General features: G+C 62.3%; 18 protein-coding genes. 5 read left to right on the forward strand and 13 right to left on the reverse strand.

Features of this window, described 5'->3' with window-relative positions; translation table 11 throughout:
* Positions 1-59 precede the first annotated feature (59 nt).
* The 9 genes from BFP96_RS18220 to BFP96_RS18260 all read right to left on the reverse strand — a co-directional run bounded on the left by BFP96_RS18220 (position 60) and on the right by BFP96_RS18260 (position 9432).
* Complete coding sequence (locus BFP96_RS18220) at positions 60-1217, reverse strand: D-alanyl-D-alanine carboxypeptidase family protein (protein WP_065895170.1); 1158 nt, start codon at positions 1215-1217, stop codon at positions 60-62.
* 183 nt (positions 1218-1400) lie between these two features.
* A complete protein-coding gene (locus tag BFP96_RS18225; RefSeq protein WP_065895169.1) occupies positions 1401-2405 on the reverse strand; it encodes a septal ring lytic transglycosylase RlpA family protein in 1005 nt (334 codons plus the stop codon).
* Positions 2405-3415, reverse strand: coding sequence for a lytic murein transglycosylase B (gene mltB / locus BFP96_RS18230; protein ID WP_065895168.1), 1011 nt, complete (start codon positions 3413-3415; stop codon positions 2405-2407). The genes BFP96_RS18225 and mltB overlap by 1 nt, the downstream gene beginning before the upstream one ends.
* A 17-nt stretch (positions 3416-3432) precedes the next feature.
* On the reverse strand, positions 3433-4536 hold the full coding sequence (rodA, locus tag BFP96_RS18235; protein WP_057724897.1) for a rod shape-determining protein RodA: 1104 nt from the start codon (positions 4534-4536) through the stop codon (positions 3433-3435).
* A 31-nt stretch (positions 4537-4567) separates the two neighbouring features.
* On the reverse strand, positions 4568-6466 hold the full coding sequence (mrdA, locus tag BFP96_RS18240; protein ID WP_065886839.1) for a penicillin-binding protein 2: 1899 nt from the start codon (positions 6464-6466) through the stop codon (positions 4568-4570).
* Positions 6467-6481: 15 nt separating this feature from the next.
* Positions 6482-6949 carry a 23S rRNA (pseudouridine(1915)-N(3))-methyltransferase RlmH gene (gene rlmH / locus BFP96_RS18245; RefSeq protein WP_003176297.1) on the reverse strand — a complete coding sequence of 156 codons (468 nt, stop codon included), beginning with the start codon at positions 6947-6949 and terminating at the stop codon, positions 6482-6484.
* 9 nt (positions 6950-6958) lie between these two features.
* A complete protein-coding gene (gene rsfS, locus BFP96_RS18250; RefSeq protein ID WP_003176298.1) occupies positions 6959-7453 on the reverse strand; it encodes a ribosome silencing factor in 495 nt (164 codons plus the stop codon).
* Between the two features lie 69 nt (positions 7454-7522).
* A complete protein-coding gene (gene nadD / locus BFP96_RS18255) occupies positions 7523-8167 on the reverse strand; it encodes a nicotinate-nucleotide adenylyltransferase (RefSeq protein WP_065886838.1) in 645 nt (214 codons plus the stop codon).
* Entirely contained in the window at positions 8167-9432 is a 1266-nt protein-coding gene (locus BFP96_RS18260; RefSeq protein WP_065936753.1) for a glutamate-5-semialdehyde dehydrogenase, read from the reverse strand. Before BFP96_RS18260 ends, nadD begins: the two co-directional genes overlap by 1 nt.
* 175 nt (positions 9433-9607) lie before the next feature.
* On the opposite strand from BFP96_RS18260, the gene BFP96_RS18265 reads away from it, so the two are divergent.
* Together BFP96_RS18265 and BFP96_RS18270 are read left to right on the forward strand one after the other, a co-directional pair.
* Positions 9608-10294 carry a DNA-3-methyladenine glycosylase gene (locus BFP96_RS18265; protein WP_065936754.1) on the forward strand — a complete coding sequence of 229 codons (687 nt, stop codon included), beginning with the start codon at positions 9608-9610 and terminating at the stop codon, positions 10292-10294.
* Between the two features lie 75 nt (positions 10295-10369).
* A complete protein-coding gene (locus BFP96_RS18270) occupies positions 10370-11686 on the forward strand; it encodes a bifunctional DedA family/phosphatase PAP2 family protein (protein ID WP_065895164.1) in 1317 nt (438 codons plus the stop codon).
* Here BFP96_RS18270 and BFP96_RS18275 read toward each other — a convergent pair.
* The 4 genes from BFP96_RS18275 to BFP96_RS18290 all read right to left on the reverse strand — a co-directional run bounded on the left by BFP96_RS18275 (position 11680) and on the right by BFP96_RS18290 (position 13675).
* A complete protein-coding gene (locus BFP96_RS18275) occupies positions 11680-11895 on the reverse strand; it encodes a hypothetical protein (RefSeq protein ID WP_065936755.1) in 216 nt (71 codons plus the stop codon). The genes BFP96_RS18270 and BFP96_RS18275 overlap by 7 nt on opposite strands.
* Before the next feature lie 101 nt (positions 11896-11996).
* The gene (locus tag BFP96_RS18280) at positions 11997-12587 is read right to left on the reverse strand and encodes an LON peptidase substrate-binding domain-containing protein (RefSeq protein ID WP_065886833.1); all 591 of its coding nucleotides are present in this window, start codon (positions 12585-12587) and stop codon (positions 11997-11999) included.
* A 21-nt stretch (positions 12588-12608) separates the two neighbouring features.
* Positions 12609-13325 carry an LrgB family protein gene (locus tag BFP96_RS18285; RefSeq protein ID WP_065895162.1) on the reverse strand — a complete coding sequence of 239 codons (717 nt, stop codon included), beginning with the start codon at positions 13323-13325 and terminating at the stop codon, positions 12609-12611.
* Positions 13322-13675 carry a CidA/LrgA family protein gene (locus BFP96_RS18290; protein ID WP_065936756.1) on the reverse strand — a complete coding sequence of 118 codons (354 nt, stop codon included), beginning with the start codon at positions 13673-13675 and terminating at the stop codon, positions 13322-13324. Before BFP96_RS18290 ends, BFP96_RS18285 begins: the two co-directional genes overlap by 4 nt.
* Positions 13676-13856: 181 nt before the next feature.
* Here BFP96_RS18290 and BFP96_RS18295 point away from each other — a divergent pair, with 181 nt between their 5' ends.
* The 3 genes from BFP96_RS18295 (at position 13857) to BFP96_RS18305 (ending at position 16807) form a co-directional block, all read left to right on the forward strand.
* Positions 13857-14312 carry a MaoC family dehydratase gene (locus BFP96_RS18295; RefSeq protein WP_065886830.1) on the forward strand — a complete coding sequence of 152 codons (456 nt, stop codon included), beginning with the start codon at positions 13857-13859 and terminating at the stop codon, positions 14310-14312.
* Positions 14313-14417: 105 nt separating this feature from the next.
* On the forward strand, positions 14418-16136 hold the full coding sequence (locus BFP96_RS18300) for a C13 family peptidase (protein WP_065936757.1): 1719 nt from the start codon (positions 14418-14420) through the stop codon (positions 16134-16136).
* 29 nt (positions 16137-16165) lie between these two features.
* Positions 16166-16807: an oxidoreductase gene (locus BFP96_RS18305; protein ID WP_065886828.1), complete on the forward strand. Its 642-nt coding sequence runs from the start codon at positions 16166-16168 to the stop codon at positions 16805-16807.
* Positions 16808-17063: the final 256 nt, after the last annotated feature.

The raw sequence follows: 17063 nt of genomic DNA on the forward strand, positions 1-17063 counted from the left end.
GCCGTGGCGACGGCAAAGCCCCGCGTCGGATCAACGCGGGGCTTTGCAGGTGCACACAATCAGTTGAACAAGCCGTAGAAGAATAGACGGATGCTATCCCACACGCGGCGGAAGATACCACCTTCGTCGACGGCGTCCAGTGCGATCAGGTCGGCGCTGTGCACCACCTTGTCTTCGAGCTTGACTTCAACCTTGCCGATCACATCACCCTTGGCGATTGGCGCAACCAGTTGCGGGTTCAGGGTCATGCTGGCGGCGAGCTTTTTCAGCTGGCCTTTAGGCATGGTCAGGGTCAGGTCATCGGCCAGGCCGGCCTTGACCTGGGAGGTCGCGCCCTTCCATACCGGCGCGGTCGCAAGCTCGGTGCCCTTCTGGTAGAAGGTCTGGGTTTCGAAGAAGCGGAAGCCGTAGGTCAGCAGCTTTTGCGTCTCGGCCGCACGGGCCTGCTCGCTGTTGGTGCCGAAGACCACGGCGATCAGGCGCTGGCCATCACGTACGGCGGACGACACCATGCAGTAGCCGGCTTCGTCGGTGTGGCCGGTTTTCAGGCCGTCGACGGTCTTGTCGCGCCACAGCAACAGGTTGCGGTTAGGCTGCTTGATGTTGTTCCAGAAGAATTCCTTCTGGGAGTAGATGGCGTAGTGCACCGGGTCGACACGGATGATCGCGCGGGCCAGGATCGCCATGTCGTGAGCCGACGAATAATGCTCAGGGTTCGGCAGGCCGGTCGGGTTCATGAAGTGGCTGTTGGTCATGCCCAGGTCGCCGGCCGTCTTGTTCATCATGTCGGCGAACGCATCTTCGCTGCCGGCGATGTGTTCGGCCAGGGCCACGCTGGCGTCGTTACCGGACTGGATGATGATGCCGTGCAGCAGGTCGCTGACCGTGACTTGCGAGCCGACTTTGATGAACATCCGCGAACCACCGGTACGCCAGGCGTTTTCGCTGACGGTTACCGGATCGTTCTCGCCGATCTGGCCGCGACGGATTTCCAGGGTCGCGATGTAGGCGGTCATCAGTTTGGTCAGGCTGGCAGGCGGCAGGCGCACGTCACCACCGCTTTCGACCAGCACGTTGCCACTGGCGGCATCCATGAGGACCCAGGCCTTGGCGGCCAGTTGCGGGGAAGCCGGCACCATCTCAACCGCCCAGGCGGCCGGGGTGATGATCAGCGAGATAAGCAGGCACGTACGTTTGGCTAAGGTGGTGATGTTCATCCGTCTCTCGAAATTGCTTATGGAAACTTGCCCTCGCGGGCAAAACTATTCAGACAGCCCGCTTCCAGGCTGTCACGTGTTCGGTTGCCCGCTCACCCCTTGCCCCTGGGTTTTATTGTTCAACGAGCCAACAACCAGGGCCCGGGCACGCGCACGCACCTGGACCGTCAATCCTGTATTGCCTTATTCCGCAGTCACTACGCTGGGCTGCCCCAGGTTAGCCAGGCGTACGCTGTTCTGCACTTGCGCAACCTCGCTCGGCGAGCCGATCGGCCCCATACGCACTCGGTGCAGGGTCTGCTGGTTACGCACGATGGAGCTGATGAACACTGGCGCGCTGACCATGCCGCTGAGCTTGGACCTTAACAGTTCTGCCGCATCCGGGTTGGCGAAAGCGCCCACCTGCAGGTACTGCCCGCCCACCTTGGAGGCGCCGGGCGCCGCATGGGGCACGACCACCGTATCCGGAGCATGCTGCGCCGGCGGCGGTGTCCATTGTTCGATCTTGCCGGTCGACGCCGTCACTTGCGGTTGTGGGGTTTGCGGCTCGTTGAGCATCAACGGCGCCGGCTTGCCACGCTGGGCCCAGTACTGCGCCGGGTCGATGCCTTCGACTTTCACCCGCGCGGTACCGATTTCGGCGTAACCGAGTTTCTTCGCAGCGGCATAGGAGAGGTCGATGATCCGGTCCGAATAGAACGGCCCACGGTCGTTGACCCGCAGAATCACGGTGCGGTTGTTGTCCAGGTTGGTCACGCGCACGTAGCTGGGCAGCGGCAGGGTCTTGTGCGCCGCACTCATGCCGTACAGGTCATACACTTCGCCGTTGGCGGTGTTCTGGCCGTGGAACTTGGTGCCGTACCAGGACGCCGTGCCCGACTGCACGTAGGTCTTGGATTCCTGCAGCGGGAAGTAATTCTTGCCCAGCACGGTATAGGGGTTGGCCTTGTAGGGGCCGGAGTGCAGGGTTGGCGTGGCATCCGGGATCTTGGACACATCCACGTCCCACCACGGCGCGCCGTCCTTGTGCGCACGGTTGATGTCCAGGCCCGGCTGGGCGCGAACCACCGCACCGCCGGCCTTCTTGGCCGGCGCTCGATTCGGTGTCGTGGAGCAACTGGCGATCAGCAGGGACAACGCGGCGAACGCCACCAGCTTGAGCGGTTTTTTGAACGGCGATACCCGCATTACTTGTTGCCCCGTGCTTGAACCAGCTCGTCTGACAGCTGATGCACGGCCATGGCGTACATCACACTGCGGTTATAACGCGTGATTGCGTAGAAATTCTTCAGGCCCATCCAGTATTCCGGGCCATTTTCACCTTCAAGGCGGAACGCCGTCACCGGCATATCATCGCGTGGCGCATTCTGACTCGACCAGCCCAGCGCTCGCAACTCCCCGACGGTCTTCACCGGGTCGATTCCCTGGGTCAGGCCTTCATCGGCACGCTCGCCCGTCACATCGGCGCGCACAACCACCGGTTCTCCGCCGACCCAGCCGTGGCGCTTGAAGTAGCTGGCCACGCTGCCGATGGCATCGTCGGGGTTGCTCCAGATATTGATATGCCCGTCGCCGTCGAAATCCACCGCGTAGGCGCGAAAGCTGCTCGGCATGAACTGCGGCAAGCCCATCGCCCCGGCGTACGAGCCCTTGAGGGTCATCGGGTCGACCTGTTCTTCGCGGGCCAGCAACAGGAATTCGCGCAGCTCCTTGCGGAAGAACTCGGCACGCGGCGGGTAATCGAAGCCCAGGGTCGACAACGCGTCGATCACCCGGTAACTGCCGGTGTTGCGCCCGTAAAAGGTTTCAATGCCGATGATCGCGACGATGACCTGGGCCGGCACGCCATATTCCTGCTCGGCGCGCGCCAGTACCGCCTCGTGCTGGCGCCAGAAGTCCACGCCCCGGGCCACACGGGCGTCGGTGAGGAACATCGGACGATATTCCTTCCACTGCTTGACCCGCTCGGCGGGGCGCGAGATGGCGTCGAGGATCGCCTGCTTTTTGCGCGCTTCGCGGAACACGCCCATCAGCTGTTCACCGGCGAAACCGTAGTCGCGGGTCATCTCACCGACGAATTCGGCGACCTGGGGTGAGCCATCGTAGTCACCGGCCTGCACCTCCTGCGTTGCGCCCAGCAGCCCGATCAGGCCCATCCAGGACGCATGCCGAGTGGCCCAGCCGCGCATTACTTGCATTGACATCTTCACCTTATTCAAACCTGAGCGATCCATTTGCGATGCGTATGAATCGACATCAAAACCCCAAACGCTGACAGCAATGTCACCAGCGAAGTTCCGCCGTAGCTAATGAATGGCAACGGCACCCCAACCACCGGCAACAGGCCACTGACCATACCGATGTTGACGAAAACGTAAACAAAAAACGTCATGGTCAGACTGCCGGCCAGCAACTTGCCGAACAGCGTCTGCGCCTGCGCGGTAATCACCAGCCCGCGCCCGATCAACAGCAAATAGATCAGCAGTAGCGCGCAGATGCCTACCAGGCCGAACTCTTCGCCCATCACCGCGATAATGAAGTCGGTGTGGCTTTCGGGCAAAAAGTCCAGGTGCGATTGGGTCCCCAGCAGCCAGCCCTTGCCGAACACGCCGCCGGAACCGATGGCGGCCTTTGACTGGATGATGTTCCAGCCGGTACCCAGCGGGTCGCTTTCGGGGTCGAGGAACGTCAGGATCCGCTGCTTCTGGTAGTCGTGCATAAAGAAGAACCACATGGCCACCGCCACCGGCACGGCAGCGGCCAGCACGCTGAGAATCCAGCGCCAGCGCAGGCCGCCCATGAACAGTACGAACGCGCCCCCCGCCAGGATCAGCAACGAGGTGCCGAGGTCCGGCTGGCGCACGATCAGAATGAACGGCACGCCGATCAGGATCAGGCTGATCCCCACATGCTTGAGCTGGGGCGGCAAGGTGCGCTTGGACAGGTACCAGGCGATGGTGGCCGGCATCAGGATCTTCATGAATTCCGACGGCTGGAAGCGAATCACCCCCGGGATGTTGATCCAGCGGGTCGCGCCCATGGCGTTGTGCCCCATCACGTCCACCACCACCAGCAGCAACACCCCGGCGACATAGCCCAGCGGCACCCAGCGCGCCATGAACCGCGGCTCGAGCTGGGCGATCACCACCATCGACAACAGGCCCAGGCCGAACGACGACGCTTGCTTGATCAGCAGGTCCCAGTTCTTGCCGCTGGCCGAATACAGCACAAACAGGCTGCCGGCCGCCAGTATCAGCAGCAGCACCAGCAACGGGCCGTCAATGTGCATGCGTTGCAGCAACGTCGCACGGCGACGCATCACATCCTCACTGGAGAGGATGCGGTCAAAATTACTCTTCACGGGCCGTAACCTCGGGGCTGGAAGGGGGGCCGCCATATTCGGGCTTGAGCTTGCCGTCGGGGGCCAGCAGCCAGGCGTCCATGATCTGGCGCACCACAGGCGCAGCCACACCGGAACCGGACTCGCCGTTCTCCACCATCACCGCCACCACGATTTTCGGGTCATCGGCAGGGGCAAAGCCGACAAACAAGGCGTGGTCGCGGTGGCGCTCCTGCACCTTGGAGCGGTCATATTTTTCACCCTGCTTGATCGCGACCACCTGGGCGGTACCGCTCTTGCCGGCGATGCGGTATTGCGCGCCGAGCGCCGCCTTGCGTGCGGTGCCGCGAGCGCCGTGCATCACCTGCTGCATGCCGTGATTGACCTTGGCCCAGTCGGACGGGTCGCGCAGCACGATGTCGGGGATCGGGTTCTCATCCACCGGTTTCTCGCCTTCGATGGTCCTGGCCAGGTGCGGCCGGTTCCACACGCCCTTGTTCGCCACCAGCGCAGTTGCCTGGGCCAGTTGCAGCGGAGTGGCCTGCATGTAGCCCTGGCCGATGCCGAGGATCAGAGTCTCGCCGGGGAACCACGCCTGGCGGCGCGTCGCCCGCTTCCATTCGCGCGAGGGCATCAGGCCGGGAGACTCTTCGAACATGTCCAGGGAGACTTTCTGGCCGAGGCCGAACTTGCCCATGTAGGCCGCCAGGCGATCGATCCCCAGCTTGTGGGCCAGGTCATAAAAATAGGTGTCGTTGGAGCGCATGATGGCGGTGTCCAGGTCGACATAGCCGTCACCGGAGCGGTTCCAGTTACGGTATTTGTGATCGTAGTTGGGCAGCATGTAATAGCCGGGGTCATAGACCCGGCTCGAGGCGGTGACCACCCCCGAATCCAGGCCGGCAATCGCCACCGCCGGCTTGATGGTCGACCCCGGCGGATACAGGCCGCGCAGCACCCGGTTGAACAGCGGCCGGTCGATGGAGTCGCGCAATTCGGCGTAGGCCTTGAAGCTGATGCCGGTCACGAACAGGTTGGGGTCGAAACTCGGCTGGCTGACCATGGCCAGGACTTCGCCGGTCTTCGGGTCCAGCGCCACCACCGCACCGCGACGACCGCCCAGCGCCATTTCGGCGGCTTCCTGCAACTTGATGTCCAGGCTCAGCACGATGTCCTTGCCCGGCAAGGGGTCGGTGCGCTTGAGTACGCGCAGCACGCGGCCACGGGCGTTGGTCTCGACTTCTTCGTAACCCACCTGACCGTGCAGTTCGGGCTCGTAGAAACGCTCGATGCCGGTTTTGCCGATGTGATGGGTGCCGCTGTAATTGACCGGATCGAGGCTTTTGAGCTCTTTCTCGTTGATGCGCCCCATATAGCCGACCGAGTGGGCAAAGTGCGGCCCCTGCGGGTAATGCCGCACCAACTGCGCCACCACTTCCACGCCCGGCAGGCGGAACTGGTTCACCGCGATCCGCGCGATCTGTTCTTCGTTCAACTCGAACAGAATCGGCACCGGCTCGAAAGGCCGGCGTCCCTGCTTCATGCGTTTCTCGAAAATGACCCGGTCTTCCGGCGTCAGCTGCAGCACTTCAACAATCACATCGAGCACCTGCTGCCAGTCGCCGGAACGCTCGCGGGTCATGCTCAGGCTGAAACTGGGCCGGTTATCCGCCACTACCACGCCATTGCGGTCGAAAATCAGCCCACGGGTCGGCGGGATCGGCTGCACATGCACCCGATTGTTTTCCGACAAGGTGGAGTGATACTCGTACTGGATCACCTGCAGGTAATACAGACGGGCGATCAGCACACCAATCAATGCCACCACCATGATCGCGCCAAACACCACGCGCGCGCGTACAAGACGTGCGTCCTTCTCGTGGTCCTTGATGCGGATCGGCTGGGTCATCGGCTATGGCGCAGATTATTTGTGATAAGGGTGCCCGGACAGAACTGTCCAGGCGCGATACAGCTGTTCACCGATCAGAATCCTTACCAACGGGTGCGGCAGCGTGAGCGCCGACAGCGACCAGCGCTGATCGGCCCGCGCACAGACTTCCGGCGCCAGCCCTTCGGGGCCGCCGACCATGAAGTTGACGGTGCGCGAGTCCAGGCGCCAGCGGTCCAGTTCCACCGCCAACTGCTCGGTGCTCCAGGGCTTGCCGTGCACTTCGAGGGTGACGATGCGCTCGTTGGGGCCGACCTTGGCCAACATGGCTTCGCCTTCCTGACGGATAAAGCGCGCCACGTCGGCGTTCTTGCCCCGGGTATTGAGCGGTATTTCCACCAGTTCAAGCGACAGCTCGGCAGGCAGACGCTTGGCGTACTCGTGCCAGCCCTCTTCCACCCACTTGGGCATGCGTGAACCGACAGCGATCAGACGCAGGCGCACAGCCGTTCCTTATTCCTGGTCTTTGTTGAGCTTGTCGAAGTGCGCGTGGCCCACTTCCGGGCTGTGGTGCTTGCCATCCGCCGCACGGCTCTGCTCGGCGCCTTTCCACAGACGCTCCAGGTCGTAGAACTGGCGGGCGTTGCTGGTCATCATGTGAACGATCACGTCGTCCATGTCCAGCAGTACCCAGTCGCTGTCGCCCTTGCCTTCTTCACCCAGCGGCTTTACGCCCTGGGCTTTGACGGCTTCACGAACCTTGTCCAGCATCGCGCCGATCTGGCGGTTGGAGGTACCGGTAGCAATGATCATGAAGTCGGTGATGCTCTGCTTGTCGCGTACGTCCAGCACCTGGATGTCCTGGGCCTTGACGTCTTCCAGGGCCGCCACGGCGACTTTTACCAACTCTTCACCGGCCAGTTCCGGGCCAACGTGGGCTTCTACCGGCAGCGGTGCGCTTTTGAAGGTGCCTTTGCGCTTAACTTTGCTTACGTCTTTGTTCGTCATATAAAACTCGTTTTGCTCGTATGTTCGGGCGCTCGCTGCACGATTTTTCGTGCATTCAAGCGCGCCTTTTCAGTTCGACGCACGGTAAAGCCCGTGCGCATCGATGTAGGCCAGGACCGCGTCAGGCACCAGGAAACGTACCGACTTACCGCTGGCCAGCAGTTGACGGATCTGGGTGGCGGACACCGCAAGCGGGGTCTGCCAGACGAATGCAATATTCCCGTTCGGCCCGGTCAGGGCCAAGGGGTCACTTACCGACCGCGCGGCCAGCAGGTTGCGCAAGGCATCCGGCGGTTCGCTGTCGGCATCCGGGCGTTGCAGAACCAGGATGTGGCAATGCTGGAGGAGTTCCTCCCAGCGGTGCCAAGAGGGCAGGCCGCAAAATGCGTCCCAGCCCAAAAGCAGAAACACCTGGTCATCGGCGGCCAACTCGGCGCGCATCAGTTCCAGGGTGTCGACAGTGTAGGACGGTTTATCGCGCTTGAGCTCGCGATCGTCCATCACCAGCGGTGCTATGCCCTCCACCGCAACGCGCACCATTTCCAGGCGCTGCTGCGCGGACACCTGCGGCGTATCGCGGTGGGGCGGCCGGAAATTGGGCATCAGGCGCACCTCGTCCAACGCCAGGGCATCCGCGACTTCCAGGGCACTGCGCAAATGGCCGATGTGCACGGGGTCGAAAGTACCGCCGAGCAGCCCGATGCGTTTAGCCATCAAGTGCGCACATGACCGTCGCCGAACACCACGTACTTCTCGCTGGTCAGGCCTTCCAGGCCGACCGGGCCGCGTGCGTGGAGCTTGTCGGTGGAAATGCCGATTTCCGCCCCCAGGCCGTACTCGAAACCATCGGCAAAGCGCGTCGAGGCATTGATCATCACCGAAGCGGAATCCACTTCAGTGAGGAAACGCCGGGCATCGCTGAAATGCTCGGAGACGATGGCGTCGGTGTGCTTGGAGCCGTAGGTGTTGATGTGTTCGATGGCCTGGTCCAGGTCGTCGACAATGCGGATCGACAGGATCGGCGCGGTGTATTCGGTGTACCAGTCCTGCTCGGTGGCCTCGATCACGTCCGCGCCCAGCAGCGCACGGGTACGCTCGCAACCGCGCAATTCCACAGCCTTGTCGCGGTAGATGGCCGCCAGCGGCGGCAGCACGCGCTCGGCAATGCCGGCGTGCACCAACAGGGTTTCCATGGTGTTGCACGGCGCGTAGCGATGGGTCTTGGCGTTGTCGGCGATGCGGATCGCCTTGTCGAGGTCGGCGGCGATGTCGATGTATACGTGGCACACGCCGTCCAGGTGCTTGATCACCGGCACCTTGGCGTCGCGGCTGACGCGCTCGATCAGGCCCTTGCCACCGCGTGGCACGATCACGTCGACGAATTCCGGCATAGTGATCAACGCGCCAACGGCGGCGCGGTCGGTGGTTTCCACCACTTGCACCACTTCGGCGGGCAACTCGGCCACGGCCAGGCCTTGCTGGATGCAGGCCGCGATGGCGCGGTTGGAATGGATCGCCTCGGAACCGCCACGCAGGATGGTGGCGTTGCCTGACTTCAGGCACAGGCTCGCGGCGTCGATGGTCACGTTCGGACGCGACTCGTAGATGATGCCGATCACGCCCAGGGGCACGCGCATCTTGCCGACCTGGATGCCGGACGGCAGGTAACGCATATCGCGAACTTCACCGATGGGGTCAGGCAACTTGGCCACCTGACGCAAGCCTTCGATCATGTCGTCGATACGCGCCGGGGTCAGTGCCAGGCGGTCCAGCAGGGCCGGCTCCAGGCCATTGGCGCGGCCGTTGGCCAGGTCCTGTTCGTTGGCGGCGGCCAACTCGGAGCGCGCAGCATCCAGAGCATCGGCGGCGGCCAGCAGGGCACGGTTCTTCTGCGCGGTGCTCGCACGGGCGATCAACCGCGAGGCCTGACGGGCAGCGCGACCCAGGCGGGTCATGTAGTCAAGAACGGACTCAGTCATGGGTCAGGAAGTCTTGGCAAAGAGGAAAGCGGCAGATTATAGCTGTGACGCCGCCTGACTGACAGCGGTGAGGGGCGGATGGTCGAAATGAACTGTAAAAACCTGGGGTTCAGCGGTAATTAAGGTGAGAGTTGTTATGATTCCGTCACATTTAGCCGTAATAACCCTGAACGTTATGTCCACCATCACGCCCGAACGCCCCGCCAGCGCCCTCCCCGACAGCTTCTTCGACCGCGACGCCCAGCTGCTCGCGCAAGAATTGCTCGGCAAAGTCATTCGTCATCGTGTCGGCCAAATCTGGCTTTCAGCGCGGATTATTGAAACCGAAGCCTATTACGTGGCCGAAAAAGGCAGTCACGCCTCACTCGGTTACACAGAAAAACGTAAGGCTTTGTTTCTGGATGGTGGGCATATCTACATGTACTGCGCCCGTGGCGGTGATTCGCTGAACTTCAGCGCCCATGGCCCGGGCAATGCCGTGCTGATCAAATCGGCCTATCCCTGGGTCGATGAGAGGTCCGGGCCGGCGAGCCTGGCGCACATGCTGTTGAACAACCCCAACCCCGACGGCAGCCCGCGTCCTTCGCAGAAACTCTGTGCGGGCCAGACGCTGCTGTGCAAGGCGCTCGGCCTGAAAGTACCGATGTGGGATGCCAAGCGCTTCGATCAGGAACGGTTGTATGTCGAGGACGTGGGCCAGGTGCCCACGCAGATTATCCAGACCACACGGCTGGGCATTCCCAGTGGGCGCGATGAGCACTTGATGTACCGCTTCGTCGATGCTGGCTATGCGCCTTATTGCACACGGAACCCGCTGCGGCGCGGGCAGGTCGAAGGCCGCGATTATTTTTTGATTGGATGATGCTTGCAGCACAGCGGCTCCCACCGTTGATCATCAGCGTTTGAGCATATGCATTACAGAGATGGAGTGGATTGTATGGGCCAATGGCTCGATAGCATCACCGGCTGGCTGACCCTTAACCCACAATGGCTGGCCGTGGCGGTGTTTATCGTCGCGTGCGTGGAATGCCTGGCCATCGCCGGGCTGATCGTGCCGGGCACGGTGCTGCTGTTTGCGATTGCCGCGCTGGCCGGCAGCGGCGCGTTGTCGTTGAGTGAGACCCTGTTGCTGGGCTTCCTCGGCGGTTTACTGGGCGACGGGGTGTCCTACTACCTGGGCCGGCATTTCCACCAGAACATCCGGCGCCTGCCCGGCCTGCGCCATCATCCCGAGTGGATGAACGGTGCGGAAACCTACTTCCATAAGTACGGCATCGCCAGCCTGCTGGTCGGGCGTTTCATCGGGCCGTTGCGGCCCATGCTGCCGATGGTCGCCGGTATGTGCGACATGCCGTTCCCGCGCTTTGCGATCGTCAGCGTTATCGCGGCGGCAGGCTGGTCAGTGGCGTATCTGTTGCCGGGCTGGGCTGCCGGGGCGGCGTTCCGCTTGCCCCTGCCCGAAGGTTTCTGGCCGGAAGCGGCGATTGTCGCGGCCTGCCTGGCGGCACTGCTGGGGCTGAGCTTGAACAGCAGCCTGCGCGGCCATCGTCGCGCCACCCTGTGGATCGGCTGCGCCAGCCTGACGTTGCTGGTCGCACTGTTTATCGGCTACCCGCATCTCAACGATTTCGACCACGGCCTGAGCGCACTGGTGCAGGAACATCGCAGCCCGTGGCTCGACGAGGTGATGGTACGGATCACCCAGCTGGGCGAATTCAAGAAAATGTTCGTCGCCAGCGCGGTGTTTACCGGCCTGTTGTTGCTGGCGCGACAGTGGCGTCATGCCATCTTCGTCGGCGCCACGCTGGCGGGCGCCGCCGTGATCAATACTGGCACCAAGCTCTTCTTCGCCCGTGGCCGCCCGGAAATCCTCACCGACCCGCTCACCAGTTTCAGCATGCCCAGCGGCCATGCCTCCGGCGCGTTTGCGTTCTTCCTGGCCCTGGCGGTACTGGCCGGCCGAGGCCAACCCACGCGACTGCGCCTGACCTGGCTGCTGCTGGGCTGCATACCTGCGGCGTTCATAGCGTTGTCGCGGGTGTACCTGGGCGCTCACTGGCCCACGGATATCCTGGCCGGCACGCTCCTGGCGATGAGCGTGTGCGCATTGAGCCTCACCCTCATTCAATACCGCAGCCCGTTGCCGCCGATGACGCAAAAAGCCTGGTGGCTGGTATTGCCGGTGATCGTGGCGGTGCTCGGCTTTATCGCGTTTACCGGCACGTCCCACGCGTTGCTCAGGTACGCCTACTGACCCTTGGCCGGGCCGATCCAGTCCACCGACGCGCTGCGCCGTTCAACACAGCGCTCGCGTCGCTCCAACAGCATTTCATCGGCAAGGTCGGCGGCGCGCTCGGCGATGTATTGCGCGCCGCGCGCGGGATCGTTCTGGAGTAACTGGGTGGTGACGCTGACGAAATACGCGTCCCAGGCCACTTGTTCCGAGGGTGTCAGCTGAATCATGGTGATCTCCGATCATTGGGGTGTGATCGGAAAATAGTGCAGTCCACGTCCCTGAAAACGACGAAACAAAGTCTGATACCCGCGTCAGAGCATTCCGAATCTCAGGGGAACAATTCACCCTGCAATTCATCCAGCAACATCTGGATCGCATCCAGCCGCTGTTGCGGATCGTCGAGTTGCAGCAGGTCGACTTTATCCGCCTCGGTGAACGGCAGCAGGTACGCCAGCTGATGACTCAGGGCCTGCTGCCCCTCGGCATGGGCGTCCATATCCAGCGACGCGACCATCGGGTGCTCGGCCAACGCCTGCAGCAGCGCCAGCAGGTCGGCGTCCTCTTCTTCCAGCGGCTGGTCCGGCAGTTCCTCCAGCCATTGCACCTGGGCCACCAGCAACTGGTCCTTCTGGACTTCGGCATCGCGCACGCGAAAACGCCGCCCGCCCTCGACGCGAATCCCCAGCAGGCCATTATCCTGTTGTTTAAAGTCGCGGATCAGCGCTTCACAGCCGATCAGCGCATAGCCATCCGGGGCCAGGCCGACTTCCTTGCCATCGAGGATGCACACCACACCGAAGCTTTCGCCCTTTTTCATGCAGCGACTGATCATGTCCAGGTAACGCGCCTCGAACAGTTGCAAATCGAGGGTGCACCCAGGGAACAGCACGGTGTTGAGTGGAAACAGCGCCAGACTCATAAAGGTTTCCTTAAACCCGGTTTAAACGATCACAGACACGGCCAGCGGCAGGAACACTGCCGTGGCCACGCCCATCAAACTCATGGCCAGCGCCGCGAAGGCGCCGCATTCTTCGCTTTCCTGCAGGGCCACCGAGGTGCCGACCGCGTGGGCCGTCATGCCCAGGGCCATGCCGCGCGCCTCGGGGCTGTAGACACCCAGGCGCGACAGGAACGCCGGGCCGATCATCGCGCCGGCCACCCCGGTGATCAGCACGAACACCGCAGCCAATGCCGCCACCCCGCCGATCTGCTCGGCCACCAACATCGCAATCGGCGACGTCACCGACTTGGGCGCCATGGTCATCAGCACCCTGTGCTCGGCACCGAACCACCAGCCCAACCACACGCACAGGCCGGTGGCCAACACGCCGCCTATCACCAGCGTAGTAAAAATCGGCCAGAACAATTGGCGAATCCGTCGCAGGTTCAAATAAAGCGGCACCGCCAGGGCCACCGTCGCCGGCCCCAGCAGAATGCCCATGATCTCGGTGCTCTTGCGGTATTCGGTGTAGTCCAGGCCGCAGATCAGCAACACGCCAATCACCAGCAACATGGAGACCAGCACCGGCTGCAGGAAGATCCAGCGGGTTTTCTCGAAAGCCGCCAACACCAGTTGATAAGCGCCCAGGGTAATGCCGATGCCGAACAAGGGGTGATGAATGACGGCCGTCCAGGCGCCCTGCCAGTCGAACATCATTGTTCCTTCTCCTTGCGCCGGACCAACCGTTCCATCAGCACGCCGACAACCCCCATCGCGATGACCAGCGACAGCAGCAGCGCGCCGACGATAGCCCAGAAGTCGGCAACGATGTCCCTGGCATACACCATCACGCCCACGGCCGGCGGCACCAGCAGCAACGGCAAATAGCGCAGCAGGCTGCCGGCCGCCAGGCTCAGCGGCTCGCTGACTTCGCCGCGCCAGATCAGGAAGCCGAGCATCAGCAGCAGGCCGATGATCGGCCCCGGCAATACCGGCAACAGCAGATGGTTGAGCGCAGTGCCGATCAATTGAAACAGCACCAGCCAGGTCAGGCCACGTAACAACATCCTCTCTGCCCCCTCAAAGTTCGTGCGCATTATAAGCACGCCCGCCCTATGCTCCGGCATTCGCCAAAAGCATGTTGGGTTGACCGCGTCGATTGCCCATGATGATCTACATTGGTTCTCTGTATCCCATAAAAAACCCCTCGTCAGCGGGGATAAAAATGATGAACCCAGGAGAAACGCAATGCCCTATGTACCCGTAGCGCAGCTCAACGATTATGTCGGCAAGGAACTGGGACGTTCCGAATGGCTCACCATCGACCAGGCGCGCATCAACCTGTTCGCAGAGGCCACCGGCGATCATCAGTTTATCCACGTCGACCCGGCCAAGGCCGCGCAAACCCCGTTCGGCAGCACCATCGCCCATGGGTTCCTGTCGCTGTCGCTGATGCCCAAGCTGATGGAGGACATCCTGATCATGCCCGAGGGCCTGAAGATGGCCATCAACTACGGCCTGGACAGTGTGCGCTTCATACAGCCGGTGAAGGTCGACTCCAGGGTGCGCCTGAATGTCACCCTCACCGACGTCCACGAGAAAAAACCTGGCCAATGGCTATTTAAGGCCACCGCCACCCTGGAAATCGAAGGTCAGGAAAAGCCGGCTTACATCGCTGAGTCATTGTCACTCTGCTTCGTGTAGGACGTTGCCTGTGGCGAGGCAACAAACCTTGCCACAGTGTATGTAAATTTATGTATGAAACGCGCAGCTGCGGCATACTCGGCGCTCAATTATCCGGATCCCGCTATGCGCCCACTCGCTCCCCTTGCCCTTGCCCTGTTGCTCACCGCTTGCGGAGATGGCGAATCGCTGTTGCCGCCCGATGCGCGCCTGCCCGATGGCGGCCGCTACCGGGGCGATGTGGTCGACGGCTTGCTGCAAGGCCAGGGGCGCGTCGACTACCCCAACGGCAGTTGGTACGCCGGCGAGTTCCATAAAGGCCAGTGGCATGGTCAGGGCGAATGGCATGGCAGCAACGGCGAAGTCTACAAAGGTCAATTCAAGCAAGGCCTGTTCGATGGCCAGGGCAGCCTGACCACGGCGGGCAGCAGTTACGTGGGCGGGTTCAAGAACGGTCGACGCAACGGCGAAGGCACCCTCAAAGAGGGGCAGATGACCTATCGCGGCGAATTCAAGGACGACCAGTATTCCGGCCTCGGGCGCCTGGAGCTGGCCAACGGCAGCCAATACCAGGGCCAATTCGCCCACGGCAAACCCAATGGCGAAGGCCAGCGCAACGACGACAGCGGCAATCAGTTCAGCGGCCACTTCGTCGATGGCCAGTTGGAAGGTAACGGCACGTTCAACAGCGCGGATGGCGATATCTACGTCGGCCAGTTCCAACAGAACCAGCTCAACGGCAAGGGGCGCTATGAAAACGCCGACGGCGACGTCTGGATCGGCCAGTTCAAGGAAGGTGCCCTGAGCGGCAAGGGCGAACTGATCGGCGTCGATGGCAGCCATTACGTCGGCCAGTTCAACGACTGGCGCTTCAGCGGCGAAGGTCGCCTGAACCTTACCGATGGCAGCTTCTATATCGGCGGCTTTGACAGCGACAGCTACCAGGGTCGCGGCACGCTGGTGCTGACCGACGGTACGGTACAGGCCGGCACCTGGGTCAACGGCATGCGCGTGCGCGACGCCGAGGGCAAGCTGCTGCCCGACCCACTGGAAATCGGCGTCCTGGCCCAGGGCCAACTGCTGGCCGAAGCCCTCGCCGCCGTCCCCGCGTCCACGTCCGCCGTCGAGCTGTACACCCTGGCATTGGCCGGCGACGGCAAGCAAAGCGTGTTCCTGCGCGAAGCCGATTACGTCAGCAACATGCTCGCCACCCGCTTCGGTGCCCATGGGCAGATTCGCCTGGTCAACCACCGCGACCATATCGCCGACCGGCCCATGGCCACCCGCGAGAACCTACGCCGGGCCGTGCAAACCCTGGCCGAGCGCAGCGGGCCGGAAGACCTGGTGTTCATCTACATGACCAGCCACGGCACCCACGAACACGAACTGGTGCTCGACCAGCCGCGCATGGAACTGGCCGACCTGCCGGCCGATGAACTGGCAGCGGTGCTCGCGCCACTGAAAAACCGCGACAAGATCATCGTGATTTCCGCCTGCTACTCCGGCGGCTTCATCCCGGCATTGAAAGATGAGCGCACGCTGATCATGACCGCCTCACGCGCGGATCGCGTGTCGTTCGGCTGCTCGGAAGAAGCGGACTTTACCTACTTCGGTGATGCCCTTTTCGCACAGGCTTTCAACCAAACGGACGATTTGCAACAGGCCTTCAAACTGGCACAACTGCACGTGGCCGAACGCGAACAGGCGGACAATTTCGAAGCCTCCGAACCGCAGATCTGGGCCCCCAAGGGCGTGATCGCCCACTGGCAACTATTACGTAAACAGCAGGCACGAAAGGCGCTAGAAAGCGTCTCAATGAATAGCAAGGAAGCCAAAGGCAACTAAGCTGTAACGTGTAACAAGGGGGAAACACCATGTACCTGACACCGCAGCATATCTTACTGGCCGGTGCTTCCGGCCTCACCGGCGAACACTTGCTGGACCGCCTGCTCAACGAACCCACCGTCACCCGCGTCCTGGCACCCAGCCGTAAACCACTGGCTGAACACCCACGCCTGGAAAACCCGGTAGGCGACCCTGCAGTGTTCCTGCCTCAACTGAGCGGCCGGGTGGATATCGCCTTCTGCTGTTTGGGTACCACGATCAAGAAGGCCGGTTCCGAAGCGGCGTTTCGTGCGGTCGACCTGGATATGGTGGTGGCCTTCGCCAAGCGCGCTCGGGAACTGGGCGCACGGCACCTGATCGTGATCAGCGCGATTGGCGCCGACCCGAAATCCTCGGTGTTCTACAACCGGGTCAAAGGCGAAATGGAACAGGCATTGCGAGCCCAGGATTGGCCGCAACTGACCATCGCGCGGCCATCGTTGTTGTTGGGCGAACGACTCGAACCGCGCCTGGCCGAACAACTGGCCGGGCCGTTGTCTCGGTTGATTCCGGGCAAGTACCACGGTATCGAAGTGTGCGAACTGGCCCGCGCGCTGTGGCGCCTGGCGCTGGAAGAGCAGGATGGCGTGCGGGTCGTAGAGTCGGACGAGCTGCGCAAGCTCGGCAAATAGATAACGGCAAACACTGAACCCCATGTGGGAGGGGGCTTGCCCCCGATAGCGGAGTGTCAGTCGCTGAAGATATTGACTGGACTACCGCCATCGGGGCATAGGCATCTACACAACTCAGCAGCGCCAAACGGTAACCACGATGCGAAGCGAGTCGCCCTTGACCTTGATCTTGATCTGCTTTTGATCTCAGGCGCCCCGTTAAACCACGCTGGCCGAACGCAGGCTTGAATCCGTGGGTAACCCGGCAGGACGCCGG

It is taken from the genome of Pseudomonas sp. 34 E 7, assembly GCF_900005715.1.
Lineage (GTDB): Bacteria > Pseudomonadota > Gammaproteobacteria > Pseudomonadales > Pseudomonadaceae > Aquipseudomonas > Aquipseudomonas orientalis_A.

Coding starts and splice junctions, on each gene's coding strand:
- nadD (WP_065886838.1), bottom strand. CDS start 8,167: ATGGCTAAACGCATCGGGCTGCTCGGCGGTACTTTCGACCCCGTGCAC.
- mltB (WP_065895168.1), bottom strand. CDS start 3,415: ATGCAAGTAATGCGCGGCTGGGCCACTCGGCATGCGTCCTGGATGGGC.
- BFP96_RS18285 (WP_065895162.1), bottom strand. CDS start 13,325: ATGATGTTCGACTGGCAGGGCGCCTGGACGGCCGTCATTCATCACCCC.
- BFP96_RS18300 (WP_065936757.1), top strand. CDS start 14,418: ATGCGCCCACTCGCTCCCCTTGCCCTTGCCCTGTTGCTCACCGCTTGC.
- BFP96_RS18225 (WP_065895169.1), bottom strand. CDS start 2,405: ATGCGGGTATCGCCGTTCAAAAAACCGCTCAAGCTGGTGGCGTTCGCC.
- BFP96_RS18270 (WP_065895164.1), top strand. CDS start 10,370: ATGGGCCAATGGCTCGATAGCATCACCGGCTGGCTGACCCTTAACCCA.
- rodA (WP_057724897.1), bottom strand. CDS start 4,536: ATGCGTCGCCGTGCGACGTTGCTGCAACGCATGCACATTGACGGCCCG.
- BFP96_RS18220 (WP_065895170.1), bottom strand. CDS start 1,217: ATGAACATCACCACCTTAGCCAAACGTACGTGCCTGCTTATCTCGCTG.
- BFP96_RS18290 (WP_065936756.1), bottom strand. CDS start 13,675: ATGTTGTTACGTGGCCTGACCTGGCTGGTGCTGTTTCAATTGATCGGC.
- BFP96_RS18265 (WP_065936754.1), top strand. CDS start 9,608: ATGTCCACCATCACGCCCGAACGCCCCGCCAGCGCCCTCCCCGACAGC.
- BFP96_RS18295 (WP_065886830.1), top strand. CDS start 13,857: ATGCCCTATGTACCCGTAGCGCAGCTCAACGATTATGTCGGCAAGGAA.
- BFP96_RS18305 (WP_065886828.1), top strand. CDS start 16,166: ATGTACCTGACACCGCAGCATATCTTACTGGCCGGTGCTTCCGGCCTC.
- BFP96_RS18260 (WP_065936753.1), bottom strand. CDS start 9,432: ATGACTGAGTCCGTTCTTGACTACATGACCCGCCTGGGTCGCGCTGCC.
- rsfS (WP_003176298.1), bottom strand. CDS start 7,453: ATGACGAACAAAGACGTAAGCAAAGTTAAGCGCAAAGGCACCTTCAAA.
- BFP96_RS18275 (WP_065936755.1), bottom strand. CDS start 11,895: ATGATTCAGCTGACACCCTCGGAACAAGTGGCCTGGGACGCGTATTTC.
- BFP96_RS18280 (WP_065886833.1), bottom strand. CDS start 12,587: ATGAGTCTGGCGCTGTTTCCACTCAACACCGTGCTGTTCCCTGGGTGC.
- mrdA (WP_065886839.1), bottom strand. CDS start 6,466: ATGACCCAGCCGATCCGCATCAAGGACCACGAGAAGGACGCACGTCTT.